Raw genomic sequence first — 25108 nt, 5'->3', positions numbered from 1 at the left:
CATGAGCGATTTCAGCACCCTCGAAGTGATCCGCGACCCGCGCGGCTTCGCCACCCTGTGGCTGAGCCGCGAGGACAAGAACAACGCGTTCAACGCCTTGATGATCCGCGAACTGATCATCGCCCTCGACCAGTTGGCCGAGGACGCCAGCCTGCGCTTCGTGCTGCTGCGCGGCCGCGGCCGGCACTTCAGCGCCGGCGCCGACCTGGCCTGGATGCAGCAGTCGGCGCAGCTGGATTTCAACACCAATCTGGATGATGCCCGCGAGCTGGGCGAGCTGATGTACGCCCTGCACCGCCTCAAGGCGCCGACCCTGGCCGTGGTGCAAGGCGCGGCCTTTGGCGGCGCGCTGGGCCTGATCAGCTGCTGCGACATGGCCATCGGCGCCGAAGACGCCCAGCTGTGCCTGTCGGAAGTACGCATCGGCCTGGCCCCGGCAGTGATCAGCCCGTTCGTGGTCAAGGCCATCGGCGAGCGTGCCGCGCGCCGCTATGCCCTCACCGCCGAGCGTTTCAGCGGCGTGCGAGCCCGCGAGCTGGGCCTGCTGGCCGAGGTCTACCCGGCCAGCGAACTGGACGCCCAGGTCGAAGCCTGGGTGAGCAACCTGCTGCAAAACAGCCCGCAAGCGCTGCGCGCCACCAAGGACCTGCTGCGTGAAGTGGACGACGGTGAACTCAGCCCGGCCCTGCGCCGCTACTGCGAAAACACCATCGCCCGCATTCGCGTCAGCGCCGAAGGCCAGGAGGGCCTGCGCGCCTTCCTGGAAAAACGCCGCCCCGCCTGGCAAACCGACGACAAGAAGGAGCCGCGCCCATGAGCCGCCCCGCTTTGACCACCCTGCTGGTCGCCAACCGCGGCGAAATCGCCTGCCGGGTGATGCGCACCGCCAAGGCCATGGGCCTGACCACCGTGGCCGTGCACAGCGCCACCGACCGTGATGCCCGGCACAGCCGCGAAGCCGATATCCGCGTCGACCTCGGCGGCACCAAGGCTGCCGAAAGCTACCTGCTGGTCGACAAGCTGCTGGCCGCAGCCAAGGCCAGCGGCGCCCAGGCCATCCACCCGGGCTATGGCTTCCTGTCCGAGAACGCAGGCTTCGCCCGCGCCATCGAAGAGGCCGGGTTGATCTTCCTCGGCCCACCGGCCAGCGCCATCGACGCCATGGGCAGCAAGTCGGCGGCCAAGGCACTGATGGAAGCCGCTGGTGTGCCACTGGTGCCGGGCTACCACGGCGAAGCCCAGGACCTGGACACCTTCCGCGCCGCCGCCGAACGCATCGGCTACCCGGTGCTGCTCAAGGCCAGCGCCGGTGGCGGTGGCAAGGGCATGAAAGTGGTCGAGGAAGAAAGCCAGCTGGCCGATGCCCTGGCCTCGGCCCAGCGTGAGGCGCAGTCGTCGTTCGGCGATGCGCGCATGCTGGTGGAAAAGTACGTGCTCAAGCCGCGCCATGTGGAAATCCAGGTATTCGCCGACCAGCACGGCAACTGCCTGTACCTCAACGAGCGTGACTGTTCGATCCAGCGCCGCCACCAGAAGGTGGTGGAAGAAGCCCCTGCGCCAGGCCTGTCAGCCGAATTGCGCCGGGCCATGGGTGAAGCGGCAGTACGCGCGGCCCAGGCCATCGGCTACGTGGGCGCCGGCACCGTGGAGTTCCTGCTCGATGCCCGTGGCGAGTTCTTCTTCATGGAGATGAACACCCGCCTGCAGGTGGAGCACCCGGTCACCGAGGCCATTACCGGGCTCGACCTGGTGGCCTGGCAGATTCGCGTGGCCTGCGGCGAGGCCCTGCCGATCACCCAGGAACAGGTGCCGCTGATCGGCCATGCCATCGAAGTGCGCCTGTATGCCGAGGACCCGGCCAACGAATTCCTGCCCGCGACCGGCAAGCTGGCGCTGTACCGCGAGTCGGTAGCCGGCGAAGGGCGACGGGTGGACAGCGGGGTCAGCGAAGGTGATGTGGTGTCGCCGTTCTACGACCCGATGCTGGGCAAGCTGATCGCCTGGGGCGAAGACCGCGAGCAGGCGCGCCTGCGCTTGCTGGCCATGCTCGACGAGTTTGCCATTGGCGGGTTGAAGACCAACATCGCCTTCCTGCGGCGCATTCTCGCCCACCCGGCGTTTGCTGCAGCGGAACTGGATACTGGCTTCATTCCGCGTCACCAGGAGGCTTTGCTGCCCGCGCCGCAAGCGCTGCCGGCAGGCTTCTGGGAAGCCGCGGCCGAGGCTTGGTTGCAGGGCCAGGCCGCACACCAGCGGGAGGACGACCGCAGTTCACCGTGGGCCGAGCGCAACGGCCTGCGCCTGGGCCTGCCGGCGCGCAGCAGCCTGCACCTGGCGAGTGGCGGGCAGGACCAGGCGGTTGCCCTGGAACGCAGCGCTGCGTCTACCTGGCAGTTGCTGGGCGAGCAGTTGGTACATGACCAGGCTGGCGTGCGACGCCAGCATCTGGCGATCCGCCGCGGTGGCACGTTGTACTTGCACTGGGACGGCGAGATGCATGCCATCGAAGCCTTCGACCCGATTGCCGAGGCCGAGGCCAGCCACAGCCACCAGGGCGGCCTGGGCGCGCCCATGAACGGCAGCATCGTGCGGGTTCTGGTGGAGCCTGGGCAGGTGGTGGAAGCAGGTACGGCGCTGGTAGTGTTGGAGGCCATGAAGATGGAGCACAGCATTCGCGCGCCGCATGGCGGCACGGTGAAGGCGTTGTTCTGCCAGGAAGGGGATATGGTCAGCGAAGGGACGGTGCTGGTCGAGTTGGCGGAGTAGTGCCAGCGGGGGCGCCTTGCGCCCCATCGCCGGCAAGCCAGCTCCCACCCCGACCGCATGGAATTTCCCGCCGGGCACCGTACCTGTGGGAGCTGGCTTGCCGGCGATGGGCTGCGCAGCAGCCCCGGCAATCTAGAAGGAGCCATGCACTCGCACGACCACACCCAGAAACTCGCAGCCTTCCTCACACAACAGCGCCGGGTAGTTGCTGTTGAGTGCCTTCAGGTACCGTTGCCCACCTTCCTCCGCCAACTCACGGAAAATCGCCGGTTTGCCCGGCTGACGAGCGATAACCAGACGTCCTGGCTCGGCATCTATCCCAGGGTCCACCAACATCCGCATGCCCTGCGGCACACTGCGGCCACTGGCGGCACTCATCGCATCATTCTCGACAGTCAGCCAGAACGCCTTGCCCTGGGCCAGGTAGTCCGTCTGCTCGAACACACCTGGCTCCACTCCCTCTGCGATACCTAGCTCATCCCAGCCCAGCACCGGGTAGCGGAAGCACACGATGTATTGCATGAGGTCCAGGTCGTCATCGGTGTCATCGACCTCGTAAACGCTCCGCTTCCCGTCAACCTGCCCCTGAATGCGCAGCTGCAAGCTGACGATATAGTGCGGCATGCCAATTTCGATGAGGGTGCGGTTCATCGACTCGATCTTCGGCTGCCGCCGCTTGTTCACCCAATGCCCCACGCTGCCTTGAGACACACCAACGCGCTCGGCAAGCTGTTCTTGAGTGAGCCCTAGCTCCTCCATCCGGTCACGGACCAGGGCAATCCATCTATCCATATTCATCGCTGCCATCAGCCTCCTGCAAAGGCGCGCATCTCGATCGAACCCGCTGCGGCCGCTGTAGGAGCAGCCTTGTGTCGCGACAGGGCTGCCCAGCAGCCCCCGGCAAGCTAGAAGACCCCATGCCCCCGCACGACCACACCCAGAAATTCGCAGCCGTCTTCACACAGGACTGTCGGATAGCGGGTATTCAGCGGTTTGAGCATCCTGTCTCCGCCCTCCTCGACCAACTGCCGCAACACTGCCGGCCGCCCGGGCTGCCGCGCAATCACCAACCGGCCTGGCTCTGCCGGCAGGCCAGTATCCACCAGCACACGCATACCCTCAGGTATGCTCCTGCCACTGGCGGCATTCATCGAGTCGTTTTCCACCACCAACCAGAACGCATTGCCAGCGGGCATGTAGTCAGTCTGTTCGTGGGCCTTGCTTGTTTCTGGCAAGGCCCCCTGCAAGTCAGCCCAACTCAGCACCGGGAAGCGAAAGCTCGCGTAAAGCAATGCTTCTGCCGAAACCGGCTGCTCGGCCGCATAGTGACCAGGCGATTCGCGCACGATATCGCGCTCCACCACCATGACTTGGGCTTCCAGAAACACCAACCCAAGTTTTTCGAGCTTTTCGTTGATGGTTTCCAGCGTCGGCCGCCGCGTGCCACGCAGCCAATGCCCCACGCCCCCCTGAGTCATGCCCAGGCGCTCGGCCAGCTTGAGCTGGCTGAGATTGTGTTCGCGCTTGTAGCGCTTGAGAAATGCGTTCCAGTTTTCCATGAGCGGCAACAATACGGACTGTATTAATCGCAGCAATACACAATCTGAATTATTTATTTTGAGATAGATAATACAGACTGACCTATCCTCTGATTCCTGTGTGTTTGAAGGAAATCAGAAGGTATCGCGATGAAACCACCGAAAAACGACGAAACAGATCTCGACAGCGAAGCCGCCCGCCGCGCCCTCGACTACTACCTCAACCCCAACCCGCCGCGCCCCACCCTGGACAACAGGATCTGGACCCTGCACGAGGGGGTAACCGGCGACCAGGCCCAGGAACACGCCATCGCCCTGCTGCGCTGCGCCGCCGCCACCGCGCAGGAAACCGCCACCCACCAGCACGGCAGCCAGCGCGAACTGACCTTTGCCCTGATGCACATGATGGACATGGCGCGCGCACTGCTCGAGCACAAACGCACCGTGGAATCGGGTTTGTAAGCAGGAAAGAAGGGAGAGAACGTGATGGCCGGGTAACGGCGAAGGCCCCGATTGCCGGGACAAGGAAGCGCACCGGTAAAACTTTTTTACCGGATTAGCGAAAATTCATTTGACTTGCAAATGATAACGATTATTATTGCACTCAGCTGATCGCGAGATCTGCTGGATAACCTGGAGCTTAGGTCGCTCTCAGATTATCTCCTCATCAGGCTAATCACGGTTTTTGACCCAGCTTTTTGCTGGGTCTTTTTTTTGGCTCTTCAGGCTAATGAAGATCGTGATGGCGCGCATGATAGCAAAGGTGTTTCAGGGCGTGAACGCTCATTACAAAACTTTGCGGAATCAGCACTTGAGAATCAATCTCGTTTCACCTACGCTGATCACGCATCACGGAAGATGCCCCCATCCCTCCCCCTCCATAGAGCAAGGAGCTGTCCATGACCCGTCTGCTGCTGCCCCTTGAGCACCCAACCCCTGCTGCCGAACATCATGCCGACGACGCCCTGCTGCACGCCCTGAAACGCCTGCCACGGCGTGTGCAACAAGTATTCCTGCTCAACCGCCTCGACCAACTGGACTTCGCCAGCATCGCCGCCCGCCTCGACCTGCCATTGGCGAGCATCGAGCGGCACATGGACCAGGCACTGCAGGCCGGTCGCTCGCGCCGGGATGTGCTGGCGAGTGTTGCCGGGCAATGGTATGTGCGCTTGCAGAGCCCACAGGTGACGGCGTGCGAGCGGATCGATTTTCGCCGTTGGCTGGATGCGGACATGGCGAACTTGCAGGCGTTTCATGACACGGAACTGCACTGGCGCAGCTTGTTGGCACCGGCACGGCAGCTGGGCCAGGAGGGTTGGTACCGGCAAGGTCGGGCGGCACTGTCGTTGGGCGGCTGTTCGGTTGCGGTCGGGCTTGGCGTGGCGGCGTTGGTGCTGTTTGGTTTCTGGGCCTGATCAACACCTGCGCTACACCGTTATCGTTTTCACCGCGGATGGCTCGTTTGTTATCAAGTTCGAGTGCTGGTCAGCGTTTCCGTCAGGCATGCAAGCAGTAGCCATCCGCACAAACTGACACCCAGGAACAGAAGCCCCAGGCTCATCGGCAGCTCGCTTTCGACGCCAGCAACCAGACTGCCAGCCAAACCACCACCTGCGAACATCAATGTCGTATTCAGCGACGCTGCCGCACCGGCTTGCTGCGGGTAACGCGCCAAGGCTTGGGTCGTTGCAGCAGGACGCACCAACGTTGTCCCGGTCGTGCAGATGATCATCGGCAGCAGAAGACCCGCCACCGTCAACCCTGCCACCTGCTCCCAGATCAACAGTGTGATGCCCCCGGCAGCTATGAGCAGGAATCCTGTCTTGATCTGAACCTGCGGGCTTACACGATTGTTCAAGTAGGTCGCAGCTGCTCCGCCAGCGATATACGCAAGCCCATAGGCGATAAATACCACCGAGAATTGATATGGCGTCAGCCCCAGGCTGTCCATCAACGCCAATGGCGCGACAACGATGAAGGAAAAATGGCAGGCAAACGCGAGGCTGGCCAGCAGGGAGTGCGCAAGATAGGTCGTATCACGCAGCATGACCCAATAGCTGCGCATGCCCGAAGTACGGCCTCGCGATGCAGGCGTGTCCTGCAGCAATGCATATGACAGGCATGAAACGATCACGGCGATGAAAGCGAATACCGTAAAGCTGCCCTTCCAGCCAAAGGATTGTTGGAGAAAAGCGCCTGCGACCGGTGACAACGAGATGAACAGCCCACTTGCGCTGGTCAGCAGGATACGCATGGCATTGCGCTGTTTTCCACTGTACAGATCCTGCACGAGCGCCTGGCCCAGCACGAAACTCCCGCAACCCAGGGCCTGCAACAAACGGAACGCCATGAACGTCTCATAGCGGGTTGAAAGTACACAACCCACTGCCCCTGCAATGGACACTCCCAACCCAGCGAGCAACAACCGCTTGCGCCCCATGCCATCCGACAATGGCCCGATCACGATTTGCGCCAGGGCGACACCAAACGCAAAGAAGCTCACCGAGTAGGCTATCTGCTTTGGCTCGACGTGAAACTCGCCTGCGAGCGCCGGGAATGACGGCAGGATCACATCCAGAGGGAATACGCCCAATAGACACAATAGAATCAGCAAGGCCGAGCGCAGAAAGCTAGTGAACGAACCCAAGGGCTGATTCACGCTACCAACCCCGCCTTCTTGTATTGCCGGAAGTAGTCACTGGAATCTCCATGGAAGCGCCGAGCCCTGATGGTAGCGAGCCCCTGAAGATGTACAACCCGAACCGGGCAGCGAAACTTCCGATAGAGTTGTAGGGCTTTTCCCTTGCCACTTATCACCGTTGAGTTCTGGTGCTATCCAGCCTTCTGCTGACTTGATAGCCGGCCCCTACCGCAGTTCATCTGTTGTGCAAACTGCTCTCAGTAGTTGAAGTCATGACCGAGCTGGCCCTGCACCCATTCAAGGAATTGTCGAACCCTGGGGGTTTCAGCATGGCCTCGCGGAAATACCAGGTGGTGGGCACTGACGGGCGTCGCCAAGTCTTCCGCAAATACCGGTACCAACTCGCCCCGGGCGATATAGTCCTGCGCCAGCAGGGAACTCTCCAAGGCCAACCCATACCCATGGCTGGCGGCCTCCAGGCTCATGTAGGAGCGATCGAAGCTCAGGGCGTAGGGGGTTTGTGGCAACGCCACGCCTTGCTGGGCGAACCATTGGGGCCATTGCACCAATGCGGCTTCCGACAGGATCAGGTTCTGCCCCAGCAGATCACCCGGCTGCTTGATAGGCGTACGCTCCAGAAGCTGTGGCGAGGCCAGCACAGTTGCACGTTCATGCCGGATGGTGCGCACTTCCAGGCTGGGCCAGTTGGGGTAGCCATGACGGATATCCAGATCGATCTGATGGCGGCCGAAGTGCAGCGACTCGTAGGAGCACGACAGGTTGATCTGGATCTGCGGATGACTGTTACGAAAATGGTCCAGGCGCGGCAGCAACCAAAGCAGGCCGAAGCTGGGCGCGGAATGAAGCCGCAAGCAATCGAAGCCCACCGAGTTGCCGGCGCGCTCGGTGGCCGTAGCCAAGCTTTGCAATATGCCTGACACCTCGCGCAGGTACTGCTCTCCGGCCGGGGTCAATGCAACACCGCGCGCTTCGCGAATGAACAATGGACGACCGATCAAGGCTTCCAGATTAGCGATCTGGTGGCTCACCGCAGAGGGCGTGAGGTTCAACTGCTCTGCGGCCCGTGCAACGTTGGCGAAGCGAGCGACTTGCTCAAAGGCCTGAATTGCTTTCAGGGAAGGGATCTGAGGCGATTTTCTGAGGATGTCCAGGCTCATGACCATTTCCTGAAAGATTCGAAGCGATGCCAAGGCTTTTACCTTCCTGTAAGCCCAAGGCACAAGTCGAGGGCTGAATTTTTTTCAGCACCGGGTGAAGGAGGCAGCGTTGCTCGGGGTGCTGTCCCGGACGAAGCTGTGCCTATCGGTTCTGCCGGAACCGCCGCTCACAACAACAACCATCTGGAGCACCTTCGATGCTGTTAACAGGAAAATTTGCCGTGATCACTGGCGCGGCCTCTGCCCGCGGTATCGGCCGCGCAACAGCCCAGGCGTTTGCCGCTCAGGGCGCCAAAGTCGCGATCCTGGACCTGGACGCCTCTGCCGCAACCGAGGCTGCCGCTTCACTCGGCGAAGGCCACCTCGGCGTGGCTGCCAACGTTGCCGATGAAGCACAAGTGCGTGATGCCATCGCTCAAGTGCTCGCGCAATTCGGCCGGATCGACGTGCTGGTAAACAACGCCGGCATCACTCAACCGGTGAAAACCCTGGAAATCACAGGGGCTGACTATGACCGGATTCTCAACGTGAACCTTCGTGGCACCTTGCTGATGTCCCAGGCGGTGATCCCAACCATGCGGGCGCAACGCGCTGGCAGCATCATCTGCATGTCTTCTGTGTCTGCCCAGCGTGGTGGCGGCATCTTCGGTGGCCCTCACTACAGCGCGGCGAAGGCTGGCGTGCTTGGATTGGGCAAGGCGATGGCCCGTGAACTGGGACCGGACAATATTCGCGTCAACTCGATCACACCAGGCCTGATTCACACTGACATCACCGGTGGTCTCATGCAGGATGAGCGCCGCCACGCCATCATCGAAGGCATCCCGCTGGGCCGCCTGGGTGAGGCGCGCGATGTCGCCAATGCGGCTTTGTTCCTGGCCAGTGACCTGTCCAGCTACCTGACGGGCATTACCCTGGATGTCAACGGCGGGATGCTGATCCACTGAGCACCCGGTGCATCGTGACCTGCACCCGAGCCCGGCGCAGGCCACGCGTTCGATAACAACAAGAGATCAGAACGAATGACCACATTAGCGCTCGATGCGGTATCCGCCGCGCGCAGCAGTGCCTACCGTAAAACGGCCTGGCGACTGATGCCTTTTCTCATGCTCTGCTACCTGTGCGCCTATCTGGACAGGGTCAATGTCGGCTTTGCGAAGCTGCAGATGATGGACGACCTGGCCCTTTCCGAAGCGGTCTACGGACTGGGCGCCGGCATGTTCTTCATTGGCTATTTTCTCTGCGAGGTGCCCAGCAACATCATTCTGCACAAAGTGGGCGCTCGACGCTGGATCGCTCGCATCATGATCACCTGGGGCATCATCTCGGCGATGTTCGCCCTGGTGGAGACAGCCTGGCAATTCTATACCCTGCGGTTTTTGCTGGGGATCGCCGAAGCAGGCCTGGCACCAGGGCTTCTGCTGTACCTGACCTATTGGTTCCCGTCTTACCGCCGGGCAAAGATGACCGCGCTGTGGTTCATCGCGATTCCGCTCTCGGGCATGGTCGGTGGCCCCTTGTCGGGTTGGATCATGGAGCGCTTTGCCGGCGTTCACGGCTGGGCGGGCTGGCAGTGGATGTTCCTGCTCGAAGCCATCCCAACGGTACTGGTGGGCGTTCTGGTGCTGAGCTACCTGAAGGATGGCGTCGATCAGGCTCACTGGTTGAGCGACGAAGAAAAAGCCTTGGTGCGCAAGGAACTGGCTGAAGACGAGCAACACAAGGTAAACCACGGCTCGGTGGCCGACTTCATCCGCGACCGTCGGCTCTGGTTGCTGGCGGGCATCTACTTCTGCGTAGTGATGGGCCAGTACGCAATCACGTTCTGGCTACCCACACTGGTACGTAATGCCGGCGTCAGCGAACCTTTGCACATCGGCCTGCTGACCAGCCTGCCGTACCTGTGTGCCATCGTCGCGATGCTGTGGGCCGGGCGCAGCGGCGACCGTCACCGTGAACGCCGCTGGCATCTGGCGATCCCCATGCTGATCGGCGCACTGGGCCTGAGCCTCGCCGCAGCACTGGGCAGCAGCCTGACGCTTTCGATCCTCAGCCTGTGCCTCGCAGCGGCTGGAGTGCTATCCGCCTCTTCACTGTTCTGGATGCTGCCCACCACGCTGCTGGGAGGTGTATCGGCGGCGGCAGGCATCGCTGCGGTGAACAGTTTCGCCAACCTTGCCGGCTTCTGCTCGCCGTACCTGATCGGCTGGGTCACTACCACCTTGGGCAGCAATGCCATCGGCATGTATCTCATCACGGCCGTACTCATGTTTGGCGCCTTCCTGGTGTCACGAGTACCGGCTCATCTGGTCAATCGTTGATTCGATAAAGGAGTCACTTCAATGACTGCTGTGCCTACCTACACCGAGGCGCTGCCGCTGGCTGTGCGCGCTCGCAATATCCGCCGCCATGCATTGCGCATGGGGCAAGTCCAGGGCCAGGGCTACGTCGGCCAGGCGCTGGGCGCCGCCGACCTGCTGGCGGTCGCGTATTTCCATGCGCTGCGCCTCGACCCCGGCAACCCCGAATGGGAGCAGCGCGACCGTTTCTACCTGTCCATCGGGCACTACGCGATTGCCCTCTATGCCGCACTGATCGAGGCCAGCGTAATCCCAGAGGATGAGCTTGAAACCTACGGTAGCGACGATAGCCGCTTGCCCATGTCTGGTATGGCTGCCTATACCCCAGGCATGGAGATCACCGGTGGCTCGCTCGGCCACGGCTTGGGCATCGCCGTCGGCGCTTGCCTCGGGCTCAAACGCAAGGGTTCGGACAGCTGGGTCTACAACCTGCTGTCCGATGGCGAGCTCAACGAGGGCTCGACCTGGGAGGCCGCCATGTCGGCCAGCCATTGGCGCCTGGACAACCTGATCGCCATCATCGATGTGAACAACCAGCAGGCGGATGGCCATTCCAGCGAGGTACTGGCCTTCGAGCCAATCGTCGACCGTTGGCAAGCCTTTGGCTGGTTCGTTCAACGCGTGGACGGCAATGACCTGGATGCGCTGGTCGGCGCCTTCGACCAGGCCCGCGCCCACACCGGGGCGCAACCGCGCGTGATCATCTGCGATACCCGCATGGGCAAAGGCGTGCCTTTCCTGGAAAACCGCGACAAGACGCACTTCATTCGCGTCGATGAAAACGAATGGGACCTCGCCCTCAAGGCGCTGGACGCCGGGAGCCAAGCATGAGCACTGTGAACTCACCCAAGAAACGCCTGACCACCTCGGCCATGATCGCTTCGATTGCCGCCGACGGCCAGCCGACCCGCCCTGCCCCGTTTGGCCATGCCTTGGCAAGCCTTGCCGAGCAACGTCAGGATATAGTTGGGCTAAGTGCCGACCTGTCCAAGTACACCGACCTGCACATCTTCGCCAAAGCCCACCCCGAGCGCTTCTATCAAATGGGCATGGCCGAACAATTGCTGATGAGCGCCGCTGCTGGCATGGCACGGGAAGGCATGACACCCTTTGCCACCACCTATGCGGTATTCGCTTCCCGTCGGGCCTATGACTTCATCTGCATGGCAATCGCAGAAGAGAACCTCAACGTCAAGATCGTCTGCGGGCTGCCTGGCCTGACCACCGGTTATGGTCCTAGCCACCAGGCCACGGATGACCTGGCCATCTTCCGGGCGATGCCCAACCTGATGATCGTCGACCCCTGCGATGCGCTTGAGATCGAACAGGCTGTGCCAGCGATCGCTGCCCATCAAGGGCCGGTCTACATGAGGCTGCTGCGCGGCAACGTACCCTTGGTGCTCGATCGCTACGATTACCAGTTCCAGCTGGGCAAGGCACAGGTGCTGCGCGGTGGCCGGGATGTGTTGTTGATTGCCAGCGGCCTCATGACCATGCGTGCGCTGGAGGCTGCCGAGCAGTTGCAAAAGGACGGTGTGGATGTATCGGTGCTGCATGTACCCACCATCAAACCGCTCGATGAGCAGACCATCCTCGCCGAGGCACGCAAGCCTGGTCGCCTGGTGGTCACTGCGGAAAACCACTCGATCATAGGGGGCCTGGGAGAGGCAGTTGCGGGCGTGCTGTTGCGCAATGGGGTCACTCCAACCTTCCGCCAGATCGCGCTACCGGATGCATTTCTCGATGCGGGTGCACTTCCGACCTTGCATGACCGTTACGGGATCTCCACTGACGCTGTGTCCAGGCAAATCAAGGCGTGGCTTTAACCGCAGTTATGGGTAGCATTTTCTGAAGCAACGAAGATAGCGTTAACGGGGCTGCTACGCAGCCCGTCGCCGGCAAGCCAGCTCCCACAGGTACTGCGCAGAACTCAGGAGTTGCGCGATCTCTGTGGGAGCTGGCTTGCCGGCGATGGGCCGCAAAGCGGCCCCCAATTACTTAGCTGACAGGTATTAGCCTTCCAGCCCTTTCTTCAGCGCCGCCAGGCCATCTTCATAGATGCCAGCGAACAGCGCAGTTGCCTCAGCATCGCTGACACCCACCGGCACGAACGAACCGGACCATTCCACACGAGACCCGCTACCTTCAGCCACCACGCGCAGGGTCGACTGGTAGTCACGCACCGGCGCCGGGCTCGTGAGGATGGTGTAGCTGTAGCTGCGACCTGCTTCGTTGAAGTCCAGCAGGCGCTCGATGATGGTGTCGCCAGCCACGCTCTTCAGGGTGCGGACGCGGCCGCCTTCGCTCAGGGCGCTTTCGGGAATGAACGGCAGCCAGTCGGGCAGCGCGTCGAAACCGCCAATCAGTTGCCAAACGCGGTTGGCATCAGTTGCCAGGGTGATGGAAGCTTGTGCAGTTGCCATGATGATTCTCCCGGGGCGTGGCCCCATTGATTCGGGTAGGCAGGGCCGCGCAGCGGCCCTTAAAGATCGGTTTAAACAGCAGGTACCGGGGCCTGGGCGTTGATCAGCCCTTGCTGGCGCAGGTCGTTCCAGAAGGCCATCGGGATCACCTTGCTCAGGGCGGCGAGGTCTTCGTTGGCGTGTGCCGGACGGGTGGAGCCCGGGATCACCGAGACCACGGCCGGGTGGGCCAGGGCGAACTGCAGGGCAGCCGCCTTCACATCCACACCATGGGCACGGGCCACGGCGCGGATGCGCTCGAGCTTGGCCAGCACGGTCGCGTTGGCCTTCTGGTATTCGAAGTGCTCGCCGCCGGCGGTGACACCCGAGCTGTACGGGCCACCCACGACGATGCCTACACCCTGCTCCACCGCTTGCGGCATGACGCGTTGCAGTGCGCGGTCATGGTCCAGCAGCGAGTAGCGGCCGGCGAGCAGGAAGCCATCCGGACGGGCTTCGTCCAGGTCGAGGGTCAGCTCGATCGGCTCGACGCGGTTCACACCCAGGCCCCAGGCCTTGATCACGCCCTCTTCACGCAGACGGGTCAGTACGCGGAAGGCACCGGTACGGGCGGTTTCGAACTGGCTGAGCCATTCGTCACCGTAGAAGTCCTGGGCGATGTCGTGGATCCAGACGATGTCCAGGCGATCGGTCTTCAGACGACGCAGGCTATCCTCGATGGAACGCAGGGTGGCATCGGCGCTGTAGTCGTTGACGATGCGGTTGCGGTTGCCGTGTTCGAACAGGCCGCTTTTTTCGCCCAGTTCACGGGCTGCCGGGTCTTCCAGTTCGTCGAGGATGATGCGGCCGACCTTGGTGCTGAGCACGTACTCGTCACGCGGGCGGCCGACCAGGGCATTGCCCAAGCGAGATTCGGACAGGCCGGCGCCGTAGAACGGGGCGGTATCGTAGTAGCGCACGCCGTTGGCCCAGGCGGCGTCGATGGTGGCCTGGACTTCGGCCTCGGGAACATTGCGGAACATGTTGCCCAGCGGTGCGGCACCGTGGCCCAGTGGATTGGCGATAAGGGATTTGAGGTTCATGTGCGTTTTCCTGATGGGGGAGTCGGTTGTGAACTCCAGTGGCTGCAATCCTATGCCCCACCCACCAAGACCGTCCAAGTCATATTTCGAACGACTTGAGACCTTTTATGCAACACCCAACAACCCCCGGAATGGACTGATGCATGCCCCGCCCAATGACTAGTCCGCCAAACGCCGGAACACCAAACCGGAAATTCCACACATGACAGCGCACAGCAACATCACCGTGGCGATATCTGCCACCGAGGTTTCGCTACGCCCATCCATCTCGGCCAGCATCCCCAACAGCCCCCCTGCCAGGCTCACCGACATGGCCATGGTCAACTGCACGGACATCGCCGACAACGAACTGGCCGCCGCCGAACGCTCACCGGGCACGTCCTGATAACTGGCAGCCCCCAACGTCGAGAACTGCAGTGAACGCACCAGGCCTGCGGCGAACAGCACCGCAGCCATCAGCCACACAGCGGTATCACGATCGAAACTGGCGCACAGGGCAATCCCCACACCACTGAGCACGGCATTGCAACTGAGCACCCGTCGATAGCCGTAGCGCCGTACCAATGGCACTGCCAGCAGCTTCATCAGCAGTGCGCCGACGCCACCACTGACCACCAGCCCCCCCGCCGCCAACGGGCTCAAGCCCAGGCAGTTCTGCAGCAGCAGCACGATCAGGAACGGCTGGGCTGCCGAACCCAGGCGGAACAGCCCGCCACCCGCCTGGGCCACGCCAAAGCTGCGCAGGCGCAGCAGCGACAGGTCCACCAGCGGACTGGGGTGTCGCCGCGCGTGCAGCAGATACCCCAACGCACAGGCTGCTCCACCGGCCACCAGCACCATGGCCCAGGCCTGCGGCAACTGCCCCAGCCCCAGCGCTTCAAGGCCGAACACCAGCATGGCCAGGGCCCCGCCGCTGAGCAGCAAGCCACGCACGTCCAACGGTGGCACCGGCCGTGCCGGATAGTCCGGCACATGGCGCAGGATCAGCCAGCAACCGAGCAGGCAGATTGGCAGATTGATCAGGAAGATCCAGTGCCACGACAGCACCGTCACCAGCAAGCCGCCGAGCAACGGCCCCACCAGCGGCCCCACCAGCGCCGGCAGGGCCAGCCACGACATGGCCTGCAGCAGCTGCTCGCGGCTCGACCAACGCAGGATGATCACCTGCCCCACCGGTGTCATCAATGCCCCGGCCGCCCCCTGCAGCATGCGCCCCAGGCACAGTTGCCAGAGCGTATCGGCCAGGGCGCAGGCCAGCGAAGCGCAGGTAAACAAGCCCATCGCCGACAACATGACCTGGCGCGGGCGAAAGCGCTCGGCGGCCCAACCGCTAACCGGCACGCACAGGGCCAGGGCAAGCATGTACAGCGACACCACCAGATTCATGCGCAGCCCCGGCTCGCCGAAATCGGCGGCCATCTGCGGCAGGGCGGTCATCACCGCTGTGCTGTCGAGCAGCTCCATGAACAAGGCGGCACCGATGATCACCGGCACCTTGGGGCTTTGCACATGGCCGGCCAGCAAGGCCGGCTGCGCAGTCAAAACAGCCCCGAGACAGGTGGGCGAGTGCCCTTGAGCTGCCAGGCACCGACCACCGCCGCCTTCCATTGGCGCGGGTTATGATTGGCCACGGTGCGAGCGTTGCGCCAGTGGCGGTCGAGGTTGTGCTGGCGGCCGGTGGTGGAGGCACCGCCAACGTCGAACAGCGTTTGCGCAGCCTTGAGCGCCAGCTCGGCGACCAGGTACTGGGTCTGCGCCACCTCGATCGCAGCCTGCTCTACGGCGGCTTCACCCAGTTGCGTGGCCCAGGCCTTGTCGATGGTTGCAGCGGCCTTGAGGACCATGGCCTCAGCGCCATAGGCACGGGCGGCGATATCACCTACCGACAGCTCTACATAGGGGTCGTCCACCGAGCGGCTGGCCGTGCTGTGCTTGATCGGGCGGGCATGCTCGCGGGCGAAGCGGGTGGCGTCGTCCAGCGCATTGCGGGCGATACCGGCCAGCACGGTGGCAAGGAACAGCTGCAGGAACGGCGTGACGATGGTGCGCTTGCCCTCCTCCACGGTACGCGTGCGGATATCGCTGGCCTCGACGCGCACATTGCGCAAGTGGGTGGTGCCGCTGGCGGTCAGGCGCTGGCCCATGGCGTCAAAGTCATCGACCAGCTCCAGGCCCTCGCGGTCGCGCGGCAGGATGAACGAAACCGGCTGCTCGTCCTCGTCCAGGGCAACAGCGCTGACGTAATCGGCGAACAGCGCACCCGTGCTGTAGAACTTGCTGCCATTGGCGCGAAAATGCTCGCCCTCGCGCACCAGGCGCGCGGCGATGGCGCCGTTGGCACCGCCCAGTTCCCAGCCGGCATTGCCGATTACCGCACCCTGCAGATAGCGCGCGAACCAACGCTCGCGCTCCTGCTCGGCGCCTTCGGCCTGTGAAGCCAGCAGGCCTTCGACAAAGGCAAAACCCGGGCGCAGGGCCTGGGCCACGTTGGAGTCGACCGAGGCGATTTGCAGCAGCAGTTCGATCACATCGCTGACCGTGCCGCCGGGGCCGCCGTACTGACCGGGGATACGCACGGTGTACAGCCCGGCTGCCGCAAGCTGGGCAATGGCCTCATGGGGCAACAGGCGTTCGCGTTCGCGCTGCGCGGCGCCTGCGCCGATGGCAGGCAGCAGGGCTGCGATGCGGGCTTTCAGCTCCGCGACGCTGGTGGCCGGAGCCTGGGTTGGGAAACGTTGAAATGTGGTCATGGTTCAGTCCTTTAAGTACATCTTTCGTTTAGGCGACCCGAGCCTCGTGGGAGCGGCTGTACTGCCAATTTCTTGAAGCTGGCGCGATCCCTGTGGGAGCCGCGCTTGCCGGCGATGGGCCGCGAAGCGGCCCCGGCGATTCATGCAACAGCCTTGAAATCGTGGGGCCGCTTCGCGGCCCATCGCCGGCAAGCGCGGCTCCCACAGGGGTCGGCGCAGGGCTTGGCGTCTCAGTTCAAATCGCGATCTTCCACAGGCGGGTTTCGTCGAACAGGTCGAAGGCTTCGTGTTCCAGGTCCAGCGGCGGCACCACCAGTTCGGCGCCGCTGCCGGGCAGGCGTGGCACCGCGCCGAGCAAGCGCTGGGTGTATTCGTGGGCCGGGTTATCGAACAACTGCTCGACCGGTGCCTGCTCCACCACCTGACCGTGGCGCATCACCAGCACGTCGTCGCTGACATGGCGGATCACCCCCAGGTCGTGGGAGATGAACAGGTAGGCCAGGCCCAGTTCGTCCTGCAGGTCGGCCAGCAGGTCGAGCACCTGGGCCTGCACCGACACGTCCAGGGCGGACACCGGCTCGTCGCAGATGATCACCTTGGGTTCGCTGGCGATCGCCCGGGCGATTGCCACCCGCTGGCGCTGGCCGCCCGACAGTTGCAACGGCCTGCGCTGGCCGAGATCTGCCGGCAAACGCACCTGGTTGAGCAGCACAGCGATACGTGCTGGCCTGGCTGGTGCCTCGATACCGGCTACCTGCAAGGCGTCATCAAGAATCTGCGCCACGCTCCAGCGCGGGTCGAACGAGCCCAGCGGGTCCTGGTAGATCACGCTGATGTCGCGCCGCAACGGCCTGCGCACTGCCTCGCTCACGGCGTTGGCCGGGCGGTTCCAGGGTTGCCCGCGATAAAGCACTTCGCCCTCATCGGGCTGCAGCAGGCCGAGGGCGATGCGTGCCACGGTGGTCTTGCCCGAGCCGGACTCGCCGACAATGCCCAGGGTGCGCCCGGCACGCAGGGTAAAGTCGACGCCCTGCACCACCTGCCGCACCAGCCCGTCCGGGCCGAGGTAGCGCTTGCCCAGGCCACGGCCTTCGAGCAAAACGTCGCTGTGCGAGCGTGCCCGCGGCTCACTGCGCACGCCAACCCGCTCGGGTGACAGCCGGCTGCCGCGCGGGTGCTCGGCCGGTACTGCCGCCAGCAAGGCCTGGGTGTAGGCGTGACGCGGCTGGCGCAGCACCTGCTGCATCGGCCCCTGCTCCACCACTTCGCCATGGCGCAGCACCACGACCTCATCGGCCAGTTGGGCGACCACTGCCAGGTCGTGGCTGATGATCAGCAGCGAGGCGCCACGGGCCTTGATCTGCTGGAACACTTCAAGAATCTGCGCCTGCACGGTGGCGTCCAGCGCGGTGGTCGGCTCGTCGGCGATCACCAGCGCGGGGTCCATGGCCAGGGCACTGGCAATCAGTGCACGCTGGCGCAGGCCACCGGACAACTGCCCGGGCCGCTGGCGAGCACGCAGTTCGACATCCGGCACGCCTACCCGCTCGAGCAACTCATGCACGCGCGCAGTACGGGTATGGCGGTCACCGTATCCGTGGGTCTGCAACACTTCGAGAATTTCCTTGCCCACCGGCCGCAGTGGGTCCAGCGATACCAGCGCATCCTGCAGCACGAAGCCGATATCCTTGCCACGCACGGCGCGCCACTGGCGCTCGCTGAGGTCGAGCAGGTCGTGGCCGCCGAAACTCAAGCGACGGGCACTCACCTGCGCTCGCCCTCCGGCCAGCCCGACCAGGCAGCGGGCACTGACGCTCTTGCCCGAGCCAGACTCACCGACCAAGGCCAGGCAACGGCCAGGCGGCAAGGTGAAGGACAGATCACGGACCACGCTGGCGCCATCAAAGGCCACGTTCAGCCCTTCGACGATCAAGGTCTTTTCGCTCATGGCAGGCGCCCCTCCAGGCGTTGTTGGATGTAGCGGCCAGTCACGGTGGTCGCCAGGGTGGTGAGGACGATGAACAGGCCAGGGAAGAAGGTGAGCCACCAGGCATTGGCGATGAAGTCACGCCCCATGGACAACATGGTCCCCCACTCCGGCGCCGGCGGCCGCGCGCCCAGGCCGAGGAAGCTCAGCGCCGAGGCCCAGACGATGGCCTGGCCAACACCCATGGTCAGCGTCACCACCAATGGCCGCATGGCGTTGGGCAGCAATTGGCGCAGCACGATGCGCGAAGTCGGGTGCCCCAGCGCCCGCGCCGCTTCGATGTAGCCGGCGTTGCGTACCGCCAGCACCTGGCCACGGACCATGCGCGCGTACCCCGGCGCACCGCCCAGCCCGGTGGCGACGATCAACGGGCCGACACCGCTGCCGAACACCGCCACGAACAGCAGCGCCAGCACCAGGCTGGGGAAGGCGAACAGCACTTCCAGCAACCAGCCCACCGCTCGGTCCACGCGTGCGCCGCCAAGGCCACCGAGCAGGCCGAGGGCGATGGCGATGACCATGGAAATGGCCGTAGCCGCAAGGCCGATCAGCAGGCTCTGGCGGGCGCCGTGGATGATCCGCGCAAAGATGTCGCGGCCCGACTGGTCGGTGCCCAGCCAGTGCGCCCAGCTGGGTGGCTGGAAAGCCTCTCGCGGCACGATGGCCAGTGGGTCGATGCGGGTGAACAGCCCCGGCGCCAACGCGGCCAGAAGCAATGCGAACAGGAACAGGATCGCCAGGCTTGCGCCCAACGGCGGCAGTTTCACTTGGTGCTGCCGGCGCAATGGCGCGAGCACTTGGCCATGGGTCAGGTCTGTCATGCTGCAGCCTCCTGCTGCCGAGGGTCGATCCACTGGTACAGCAGGTCGACCAGAATGTTCGCCAGCACATAGCCGGCCGCCACTACCAGGCTGATGCCGATCACCAGCGGCAGGTCCTGGGCCTGCACCGCCTGGTACAGCTGGCGGCCCACCCCCTTGCGGGAAAAGATCACCTCGCACACCACCGCCCCACTGATCAGCGCGCCGATGGCCCAGCCCGACAGCGACACACCTGGCAGCAAGGCATGGCGCAAGGCGTGCCGAAAGCGCACGGCCAGGTCACTGAGGCCACGTGTGCGGGCGGTGAGCACGAAGGGTTGATCGAGGGTCAGTTCCAGCGACTCCCGGGTGACCTGGGCAATGAAACCGGCCAACGGAATCGCCAGGGAAAACGCCGGAAGTATCAGGCTGGCAAAGCTGTCGCTACCGGCCGGCGGGAACCAGCGCAGGCCGAAGGCGAATACCGCCAGCAGCACCACGCCGAGCCAGAAGTGCGGCAGCGCCGCGCTGAGGGTTTCCGCCAGCGAGGCGATGCCGCCGACCAGCCTGCCTCGCCCGGCGGTGACCACTGTCAGCAGCAGCACCAGCACCCAGGCCAGCAGCAGGGCGGCGATGGTCAGTTCCAAGGTCGCCCCGCCCTGCTCGGCCAGCACACGGGTAACCGGCAGGTGCTGCGAGTAGGACACCCCCAAGTCACCTTGCAGCAGGCGCCCGAGGTAGAACACGTACTGCACGGCCAACGGCTTGTCGAGGCCGTACTCCACGCGCGCGGCTTCAATCGCTTCCGGCGTCGGGTTGCCACTGGGGCCACCGAGAATCGCCAGCACCGGGTCACCCGGCATCAGCCGCAGTGCGAAGAAGGTCAGGGTCGCCACCGCCCACAGCACCAGCACGCCACCGGCCAGGCGGATGGCGGCGCGCCGGCCCAGGGCGGCAAGGCGTTCGCGACGCGGGTCGGTCACCGCGAGTGTCGTCGTAGTCATTTGTTCACCCATGCGTCATAGAGGTAGGTCACCGCCAGCGAAGGTTCCAGTCGCACGCCATGGGCGGTCTTGTAGATACCCAGGCGCGTGCTTTGTGGGTACGTGGTGAGTTGCAGGTACTGCGCGGCGGCCTGTTGCTGTGCCTGGAAGTAGCGCTGGCGGCGCAGGTCCGCATCCTGGGTGGCCAGGGCACTGTCGAGCAGTGCGTCGTAGCCCGGGTCGGCGTAGCCGGAGGAGTTCTGGTGATAGCCGCCAACCCCGGCTGGCTGCACGAACGCGGTGGTGAAGATGATGCGCAGCACGTCAGGGGTGTTGGTATTCCAGTAGCCGGTGCGGATGTCGTAGTCCCAGGCGGCCTGGCGGGCGGTGACCTGGGCATCGCTCATCTGGTCCAGCACCAGCTCCAGGCCAGCCTGCCGGGTAGTGGCCTGTACCTGCTCCCACAGGGTCAGTTCCGACGGCGGCGTGCGCGCACCGATCAGCACGACGGCGCGCAGCCGCTGGCCGTTCCTGGTGCGGTAGCCTTCGCTGTCGCGGCCGGTCCAGCCAGCCTCGTCGAGCAGCCTGGCGGCGCGGGCCGGGTCATAGTCCTGGCTGCGCTCGAAGTCACCGCTGTAGAACGGCGTGGCCAAGCTCAGCGGGCCACCGGCGCGGGGGAACTCGCCGAAGTACACACTCTTCAGTGCACCCTCGACATCGGCGCTGCGAACGAAGGCCTCGCGTACACGGATGTCGTCGAATGGCGCACGGCGCAGGTTGAAAGTGCCATTGGTGGGGTTGCCCGGGCGCTGGGCGATGATCAGTTCCACGTCCGGGTTGCGCCGTGCTGCTTCGTGCGACTCTGGTGGCAATGCTTCGATCACATCGACCTCACCGGCCTGCAGCGAGGCGAAGCGCACCGACGGTTCCTGGATGAACTTCCAGACGATGCGTTCCAGGTACGCCGGGCCTTGGTGGCGTGCGGTAGGTGGCGCCCAGTTGTAGGCCGGGTTGCGCACCAGCTCCACCTGGTTCTGCCGGTCCCAGCGCACCACCTTGAACGGCCCGCTGCCGACCGGGCTTTCGCAGTTCTGGTCACGGCTGCGTTGCAATGCGGTGGGCGACTGGATGCCGAGAAAGCCCTGGGCCAACACTTCGAGGAAAGCCGCATAGGGCGTCGCCAGAGTGACTTCGGCCGTGTAGGTGTCGAGCACCTTGGTGCCGCGGTACTGGCGGATGTAGCCACCGGCGGTACTGGATTGGGTCTTGGGGTTGGCCATGTGGTCGAGGTTGGCCTTGACCGCTTCGGCATTGAACGGTGTGCCGTCGGTAAATTGCACGTCGCGGCGCAGGTGGAAGGTGTAGCGCAGGCCATCTGGCGAAACCTCCCAGCTTGTCGCCAGCCAGGGGCCGATCTGGCCGTTGCTGTCCATCGACACCAGCGAATCGAGGTACTGCTGGGCAATGAAAACCTGCGGCATGTCGCCGGCCACATGCGGGTCCAGGCAGGTGGGCTCGCGGTCGGTGGCATAGACCAAGGTGCCGCCCTGCTGCGGCTGGGTACTTTGCGCCGTGTGCTGCTCGTTCGGCTTGCAGCCGAGCAAGGCCAGTGCGGTGCAGAGCGGAATCAGGGGGAGGATGGGTGTGTTCAAGGGCGCTCCTGCGGTGACTGGGCTTCGATAGGCCTGTTGCAGGAGTTGTGCCGGGTTCAAGAGGTTGATTTTGTTGGGGTTTGCCGAGAGTGGGGTGCTGTTGCGAGGGCAAAGTGTCCGGGGGGTGTTGGTGGGGCGACAGTGAACTGTGTTTTGTTTGTGATCATTGAAATTTCTCGATTGGCTGCTCCTGCCACTTCGCGGGCAAGCCCGCTCCCACAGGAGATCGCGCCAACTTTTAGAATTTGAGCAAGACAGTTGCTCCCACAGTGTCCCTGCTCATTTAATGAGTTATGTGCAGTTCTATAAGAGCGGCCTTGCCTGCATCAAGGCTGGCACAGGTTTACACGGCAATCCGCGCAAACCAGCTTGGCCGCGCCGCCGGAAGATGAGGCACGGCGTCGAGCAAGGCGCGGGTATAGGCCTGACGCGGCTGGCCGAGCACCTGGGCTGCCGCCCCTTGCTCCACCACCCTTCCCCCTTGCATCACCAACACGTGGTCACTGACCTGCTCCACCACCCCAAGGTCATGGGAGATGAACAGACAAGCCAGGTTCAGCTCCGCCTTGAGTTCGGCCAGCAATGCCAGGATTCGCGCCTGCACCGACACATCCAGTGCCGATACCGGTTCGTCCAGCACCAGCACCCTGGGCTTCATGGCCAGTGCCCGGGCAATCGCGATGCGCTGCCGCTGCCCGCCCGACAACTCCAGCGGGCGGCGGTCGAGCAACCCCACCGGCAACTGCACCCGCTCCAGCAACGCCGCCGCCTCGGTGCGCTGCAACGCACGCGGTACACCCGCATGCGCCAGCGCCTCGGCCAATACCCGCAGCACGGTGTAGCGTGGGTCGAACGAGGCCTGCGGGTCCTGGAACACCACCTGGATCCCCTGCCGTGCCTGGCGCTGCTGCGCGGCAGACAACGCAAGCCAATCCTGCCCGGCCAGTTGCAGGCTGCCTTGCTCCGGCCGCTCCAGCCCCAGCAGGATGCGCCCCAGCGTGCTCTTGCCGGAACCGGACTCGCCCACCACGCCAAGGGTTTGCCCGGCGCGCAACTGCAGCGACACATCGTCCAGCACCTGACGCAGCCGGCCGTCCGGCCCGACAAAGGCCTTGCTCAGGCCGCGCGCCTCCAGCACCACGGGTTGTTCGTCCACGCCATCCTCCACCAGCGCCAGGGCCGGCGCCGCCGGACGTTTGAAATGTACCGCCCGAGCCGCACTCAGCAGGCGCTGGGTGTAGGGGTCCTGCGGGTCCTGCAGGATCTGTTCGACACTGCCCTGCTCCACCACCACCCCATGGCGCATAACCGCCACCCAGTCGGCCAGCCGAGCGACCACGGCCAGGTCATGGCTGACCATCAACAGGCTGTTGTCGCGCTCGCGCAGGTGCTCCAGCAGGTCGAGAATCTGCGCCTGCACCGTGGCGTCCAGCGCGGTGGTGGGCTCGTCAGCGATCAACAGGCGCGGCTGACAGGCAATGGCCGAGGCGATCAGGGCGCGCTGCCTAAGGCCTCCGGATAGTTGCCATGGGTATTGCCGGGCACGGACTTCGGGTTCAGGCACCCCGACCTGGCGCAATAGCTCAAGTACCCGCAGACGGCGCTGCTCCGCGGCCAGGTCGATGTGCAACAGCAATGGCTCTTCGATCTCTGCACCCACGCGTCGCAGTGGGTCGAGCGAACCCAGCGCATCTTGCATGACAAAGCCGATGTGCTCGCCACGCAAGCGCTGCCACGCGCGCTCATCGAACTGGCGCAGGTCCTGCCCGGCAAAGGCCAGGCGCTGCGCCTGCACATGGGCACCGGCCCCGGTCAGGCCGACCAGGGTACGCGCCGTGACGCTCTTGCCCGAGCCCGATTCGCCCACCAGTGCCAGGCACTGGCCTGCGCGCAACTGCAGGTCGACGCCGTGCACCACTGGCACACCATTGAAGCTCACGTGCAAGCCGCGGATGTCCACCAGCGGTGCCTGGTTCTTCTCGAAGATGTTCATGCGCGTCTGCCCTCGCTACGGCGCAGCCAGTCTCGGCCGATGACGGTGATGGAAATGACGGTCAGGGTGATCGCCAGCGCAGGCCAGGCCATCAGCCAGGGCGCGTTGGCCATGAAGTTGCGCGCCACTGCCATCATCGCGCCCCACTCCGGCACGGGAGGTGGTGCGCCGAAGCCGAGGAAGCTCAGCGCAGCGGCGGCGGTGATGGCGCCACCCAGGCCGATGCAGGCCAGGATCAGCACGGGTTGGACTGCGTTGGGCAGCACATGCCAGAACACCACAGCCAAGGGCCTGCGGCCCAGCGTGACGGCTGCTTCGACGAAGCCGGCACGCCGGATGGTCAGGGTCTGGGCGCGTACCAGGCGCGCATAGCGCGGCACCGAGGCGATGCCGACGGCAAGGATCAGGTTGCTGGTGCCTTGGCCGAACAGGGTGATGATGACCAGCGCCAGTAGCAGGTCCGGGAAGGCCAGCAGCACATCGACAGCGCGCATCAGCAGGTTGTCCAGCCAGGCTGGAGCCAGGCCGGCGAGCAAGCCGAGCAGCGTGCCCAGGCCAAGCCCGACCAGGGTGGCGGCCAGGCCGATGAAGAGCGATGGGCGGGCGCCATGGATCAGGCGGCTGAGGACGTCGCGGCCGTTCTCGTCGCTGCCCAGCCAGAAGGCGGGGCTTGGCGGGTGGTAAGCCAGGCGGGCGTCGGCGGCCAACGGGTCGGTTGGCGAGAGCCAGTTGGGGAAGGTTACTGCCAGCAGTATCAGGCCCAATGTGATCCAGGCCAGCGCCAGGCCAGGGCGAACCTGCCAGCTGCTGGTCACTGTGTTTGGTATGGTTACGATCGCGTTCATGTCTGTCCTTCTTGTGTCGCCTGTACTGGCCTCTTCGCGGGTAAACCCGCTCCCACAGGATCACCGCAAAGGCTGAATCCGTGCGGTCCCTGTGGGAGCGGCTTCAGCCG

22 protein-coding genes are annotated in these 25108 nt (G+C 64.2%); 8 read left to right on the top strand and 14 right to left on the bottom strand.

All coding sequences use genetic code 11. The features are described from left to right. Position 1 precedes the first annotated feature (1 nt). Together CAG22_RS14350 and CAG22_RS14345 are read left to right on the top strand one after the other, a co-directional pair. Positions 2-817 carry a gamma-carboxygeranoyl-CoA hydratase gene (locus tag CAG22_RS14350; protein WP_085664647.1) on the top strand — a complete coding sequence of 272 codons (816 nt, stop codon included), beginning with the start codon at positions 2-4 and terminating at the stop codon, positions 815-817. Continuing rightward, a complete protein-coding gene (locus CAG22_RS14345) occupies positions 814-2766 on the top strand; it encodes an acetyl/propionyl/methylcrotonyl-CoA carboxylase subunit alpha (RefSeq protein ID WP_085705652.1) in 1953 nt (650 codons plus the stop codon). Before CAG22_RS14350 ends, CAG22_RS14345 begins: the two co-directional genes overlap by 4 nt. 132 nt (positions 2767-2898) lie before the next feature. On the opposite strand, the gene CAG22_RS14340 is transcribed toward CAG22_RS14345, so the two are convergent. Continuing rightward, positions 2899-3564, bottom strand: coding sequence for a LexA family transcriptional regulator (locus tag CAG22_RS14340; RefSeq protein WP_170929308.1), 666 nt, complete (start codon positions 3562-3564; stop codon positions 2899-2901). A gap of 107 nt (positions 3565-3671) precedes the next feature. Then, positions 3672-4325, bottom strand: coding sequence for a LexA family transcriptional regulator (locus CAG22_RS14335; protein ID WP_025339826.1), 654 nt, complete (start codon positions 4323-4325; stop codon positions 3672-3674). Positions 4326-4454: 129 nt separating this feature from the next. Here CAG22_RS14335 and CAG22_RS14330 point away from each other — a divergent pair, with 129 nt between their 5' ends. Then, positions 4455-4766, top strand: a complete 312-nt coding sequence (locus CAG22_RS14330) for a DUF6124 family protein (protein ID WP_025339827.1) — start codon at positions 4455-4457, stop codon at positions 4764-4766. Positions 4767-5203: 437 nt separating this feature from the next. Next, positions 5204-5719 carry a DUF4880 domain-containing protein gene (locus CAG22_RS14325; protein ID WP_085692351.1) on the top strand — a complete coding sequence of 172 codons (516 nt, stop codon included), beginning with the start codon at positions 5204-5206 and terminating at the stop codon, positions 5717-5719. Positions 5720-5772: 53 nt separating this feature from the next. Here the strand turns inward: CAG22_RS14325 and CAG22_RS14320 are convergent, their stop codons facing one another. Together CAG22_RS14320 and CAG22_RS14315 are read right to left on the bottom strand one after the other, a co-directional pair. Beyond that, entirely contained in the window at positions 5773-6963 is a 1191-nt protein-coding gene (locus CAG22_RS14320) for a Bcr/CflA family efflux MFS transporter (protein ID WP_085692350.1), read from the bottom strand. A gap of 239 nt (positions 6964-7202) precedes the next feature. Beyond that, entirely contained in the window at positions 7203-8123 is a 921-nt protein-coding gene (locus CAG22_RS14315; RefSeq protein WP_085590498.1) for a LysR substrate-binding domain-containing protein, read from the bottom strand. A 197-nt stretch (positions 8124-8320) separates the two neighbouring features. Between CAG22_RS14315 and CAG22_RS14310 the strand changes: the two genes are divergently transcribed. From CAG22_RS14310 to CAG22_RS14295, 4 genes are all read left to right on the top strand, one after another. Then, positions 8321-9070 carry an SDR family NAD(P)-dependent oxidoreductase gene (locus CAG22_RS14310; protein ID WP_013973349.1) on the top strand — a complete coding sequence of 250 codons (750 nt, stop codon included), beginning with the start codon at positions 8321-8323 and terminating at the stop codon, positions 9068-9070. A 75-nt stretch (positions 9071-9145) separates the two neighbouring features. Next, positions 9146-10444: an MFS transporter gene (locus CAG22_RS14305; protein ID WP_025339858.1), complete on the top strand. Its 1299-nt coding sequence runs from the start codon at positions 9146-9148 to the stop codon at positions 10442-10444. Positions 10445-10465: 21 nt separating this feature from the next. After that, complete coding sequence (locus CAG22_RS14300) at positions 10466-11314, top strand: transketolase (protein WP_075045686.1); 849 nt, start codon at positions 10466-10468, stop codon at positions 11312-11314. Continuing rightward, the gene (locus tag CAG22_RS14295; RefSeq protein WP_015271019.1) at positions 11311-12309 is read left to right on the top strand and encodes a transketolase family protein; all 999 of its coding nucleotides are present in this window, start codon (positions 11311-11313) and stop codon (positions 12307-12309) included. The genes CAG22_RS14300 and CAG22_RS14295 overlap by 4 nt, the downstream gene beginning before the upstream one ends. A gap of 186 nt (positions 12310-12495) precedes the next feature. Here the strand turns inward: CAG22_RS14295 and CAG22_RS14290 are convergent, their stop codons facing one another. The 10 genes from CAG22_RS14290 to CAG22_RS14245 form a co-directional block, all read right to left on the bottom strand. Next, positions 12496-12906, bottom strand: coding sequence for an SRPBCC family protein (locus CAG22_RS14290; protein ID WP_085705651.1), 411 nt, complete (start codon positions 12904-12906; stop codon positions 12496-12498). Positions 12907-12977: 71 nt separating this feature from the next. Beyond that, on the bottom strand, positions 12978-13988 hold the full coding sequence (locus tag CAG22_RS14285) for an aldo/keto reductase (RefSeq protein WP_085705650.1): 1011 nt from the start codon (positions 13986-13988) through the stop codon (positions 12978-12980). Between the two features lie 159 nt (positions 13989-14147). After that, positions 14148-15530: an MFS transporter gene (locus CAG22_RS14280; RefSeq protein WP_085590494.1), complete on the bottom strand. Its 1383-nt coding sequence runs from the start codon at positions 15528-15530 to the stop codon at positions 14148-14150. Continuing rightward, positions 15527-16738, bottom strand: a complete 1212-nt coding sequence (locus CAG22_RS14275; RefSeq protein ID WP_085705649.1) for an acyl-CoA dehydrogenase family protein — start codon at positions 16736-16738, stop codon at positions 15527-15529. Before CAG22_RS14275 ends, CAG22_RS14280 begins: the two co-directional genes overlap by 4 nt. A gap of 235 nt (positions 16739-16973) precedes the next feature. Then, on the bottom strand, positions 16974-18686 hold the full coding sequence (locus CAG22_RS14270; RefSeq protein ID WP_085705648.1) for an ABC transporter ATP-binding protein: 1713 nt from the start codon (positions 18684-18686) through the stop codon (positions 16974-16976). Next, positions 18683-19546 (bottom strand): ABC transporter permease, encoded by an 864-nt coding sequence (locus CAG22_RS14265; protein ID WP_085705647.1) that lies wholly within the window; start codon positions 19544-19546, stop codon positions 18683-18685. The genes CAG22_RS14270 and CAG22_RS14265 overlap by 4 nt, the downstream gene beginning before the upstream one ends. Next, positions 19543-20529, bottom strand: coding sequence for an ABC transporter permease (locus CAG22_RS14260; RefSeq protein ID WP_085705671.1), 987 nt, complete (start codon positions 20527-20529; stop codon positions 19543-19545). Before CAG22_RS14260 ends, CAG22_RS14265 begins: the two co-directional genes overlap by 4 nt. Then, the gene (locus CAG22_RS14255; RefSeq protein WP_085590486.1) at positions 20526-22160 is read right to left on the bottom strand and encodes an ABC transporter substrate-binding protein; all 1635 of its coding nucleotides are present in this window, start codon (positions 22158-22160) and stop codon (positions 20526-20528) included. Before CAG22_RS14255 ends, CAG22_RS14260 begins: the two co-directional genes overlap by 4 nt. 343 nt (positions 22161-22503) lie before the next feature. After that, complete coding sequence (locus tag CAG22_RS14250; RefSeq protein ID WP_085705646.1) at positions 22504-24153, bottom strand: ABC transporter ATP-binding protein; 1650 nt, start codon at positions 24151-24153, stop codon at positions 22504-22506. Further along, positions 24150-24998: an ABC transporter permease gene (locus tag CAG22_RS14245; RefSeq protein WP_085705645.1), complete on the bottom strand. Its 849-nt coding sequence runs from the start codon at positions 24996-24998 to the stop codon at positions 24150-24152. Before CAG22_RS14245 ends, CAG22_RS14250 begins: the two co-directional genes overlap by 4 nt. Positions 24999-25108 lie beyond the last annotated feature (110 nt).

It is taken from the genome of Pseudomonas sp. B8(2017), from assembly GCF_002113575.1.
GTDB classification, from domain to species: domain Bacteria; phylum Pseudomonadota; class Gammaproteobacteria; order Pseudomonadales; family Pseudomonadaceae; genus Aquipseudomonas; species Aquipseudomonas putida_Z.
The sequence above is the reverse complement of the archived record's forward strand: the minus strand, read 5'-3'. Positions and strand labels throughout refer to the sequence as shown.

Excerpts from the sequence above, each read along its gene's own strand:
- CAG22_RS14330 (WP_025339827.1), top strand. The coding sequence starts at position 4,455 with ATGAAACCACCGAAAAACGACGAAACAGATCTCGACAGCGAAGCCGCC.
- CAG22_RS14310 (WP_013973349.1), top strand. The coding sequence starts at position 8,321 with ATGCTGTTAACAGGAAAATTTGCCGTGATCACTGGCGCGGCCTCTGCC.
- CAG22_RS14295 (WP_015271019.1), top strand. The coding sequence starts at position 11,311 with ATGAGCACTGTGAACTCACCCAAGAAACGCCTGACCACCTCGGCCATG.
- CAG22_RS14350 (WP_085664647.1), top strand. The coding sequence starts at position 2 with ATGAGCGATTTCAGCACCCTCGAAGTGATCCGCGACCCGCGCGGCTTC.
- CAG22_RS14270 (WP_085705648.1), bottom strand. The coding sequence starts at position 18,686 with ATGAGCGAAAAGACCTTGATCGTCGAAGGGCTGAACGTGGCCTTTGAT.
- CAG22_RS14340 (WP_170929308.1), bottom strand. The coding sequence starts at position 3,564 with ATGAATATGGATAGATGGATTGCCCTGGTCCGTGACCGGATGGAGGAG.
- CAG22_RS14245 (WP_085705645.1), bottom strand. The coding sequence starts at position 24,998 with ATGAACGCGATCGTAACCATACCAAACACAGTGACCAGCAGCTGGCAG.
- CAG22_RS14325 (WP_085692351.1), top strand. The coding sequence starts at position 5,204 with ATGACCCGTCTGCTGCTGCCCCTTGAGCACCCAACCCCTGCTGCCGAA.
- CAG22_RS14305 (WP_025339858.1), top strand. The coding sequence starts at position 9,146 with ATGACCACATTAGCGCTCGATGCGGTATCCGCCGCGCGCAGCAGTGCC.
- CAG22_RS14250 (WP_085705646.1), bottom strand. The coding sequence starts at position 24,153 with ATGAACATCTTCGAGAAGAACCAGGCACCGCTGGTGGACATCCGCGGC.
- CAG22_RS14265 (WP_085705647.1), bottom strand. The coding sequence starts at position 19,546 with ATGACAGACCTGACCCATGGCCAAGTGCTCGCGCCATTGCGCCGGCAG.
- CAG22_RS14285 (WP_085705650.1), bottom strand. The coding sequence starts at position 13,988 with ATGAACCTCAAATCCCTTATCGCCAATCCACTGGGCCACGGTGCCGCA.
- CAG22_RS14300 (WP_075045686.1), top strand. The coding sequence starts at position 10,466 with ATGACTGCTGTGCCTACCTACACCGAGGCGCTGCCGCTGGCTGTGCGC.
- CAG22_RS14260 (WP_085705671.1), bottom strand. The coding sequence starts at position 20,529 with ATGACTACGACGACACTCGCGGTGACCGACCCGCGTCGCGAACGCCTT.
- CAG22_RS14335 (WP_025339826.1), bottom strand. The coding sequence starts at position 4,325 with ATGGAAAACTGGAACGCATTTCTCAAGCGCTACAAGCGCGAACACAAT.
- CAG22_RS14345 (WP_085705652.1), top strand. The coding sequence starts at position 814 with ATGAGCCGCCCCGCTTTGACCACCCTGCTGGTCGCCAACCGCGGCGAA.
- CAG22_RS14315 (WP_085590498.1), bottom strand. The coding sequence starts at position 8,123 with ATGAGCCTGGACATCCTCAGAAAATCGCCTCAGATCCCTTCCCTGAAA.
- CAG22_RS14290 (WP_085705651.1), bottom strand. The coding sequence starts at position 12,906 with ATGGCAACTGCACAAGCTTCCATCACCCTGGCAACTGATGCCAACCGC.
- CAG22_RS14275 (WP_085705649.1), bottom strand. The coding sequence starts at position 16,738 with ATGACCACATTTCAACGTTTCCCAACCCAGGCTCCGGCCACCAGCGTC.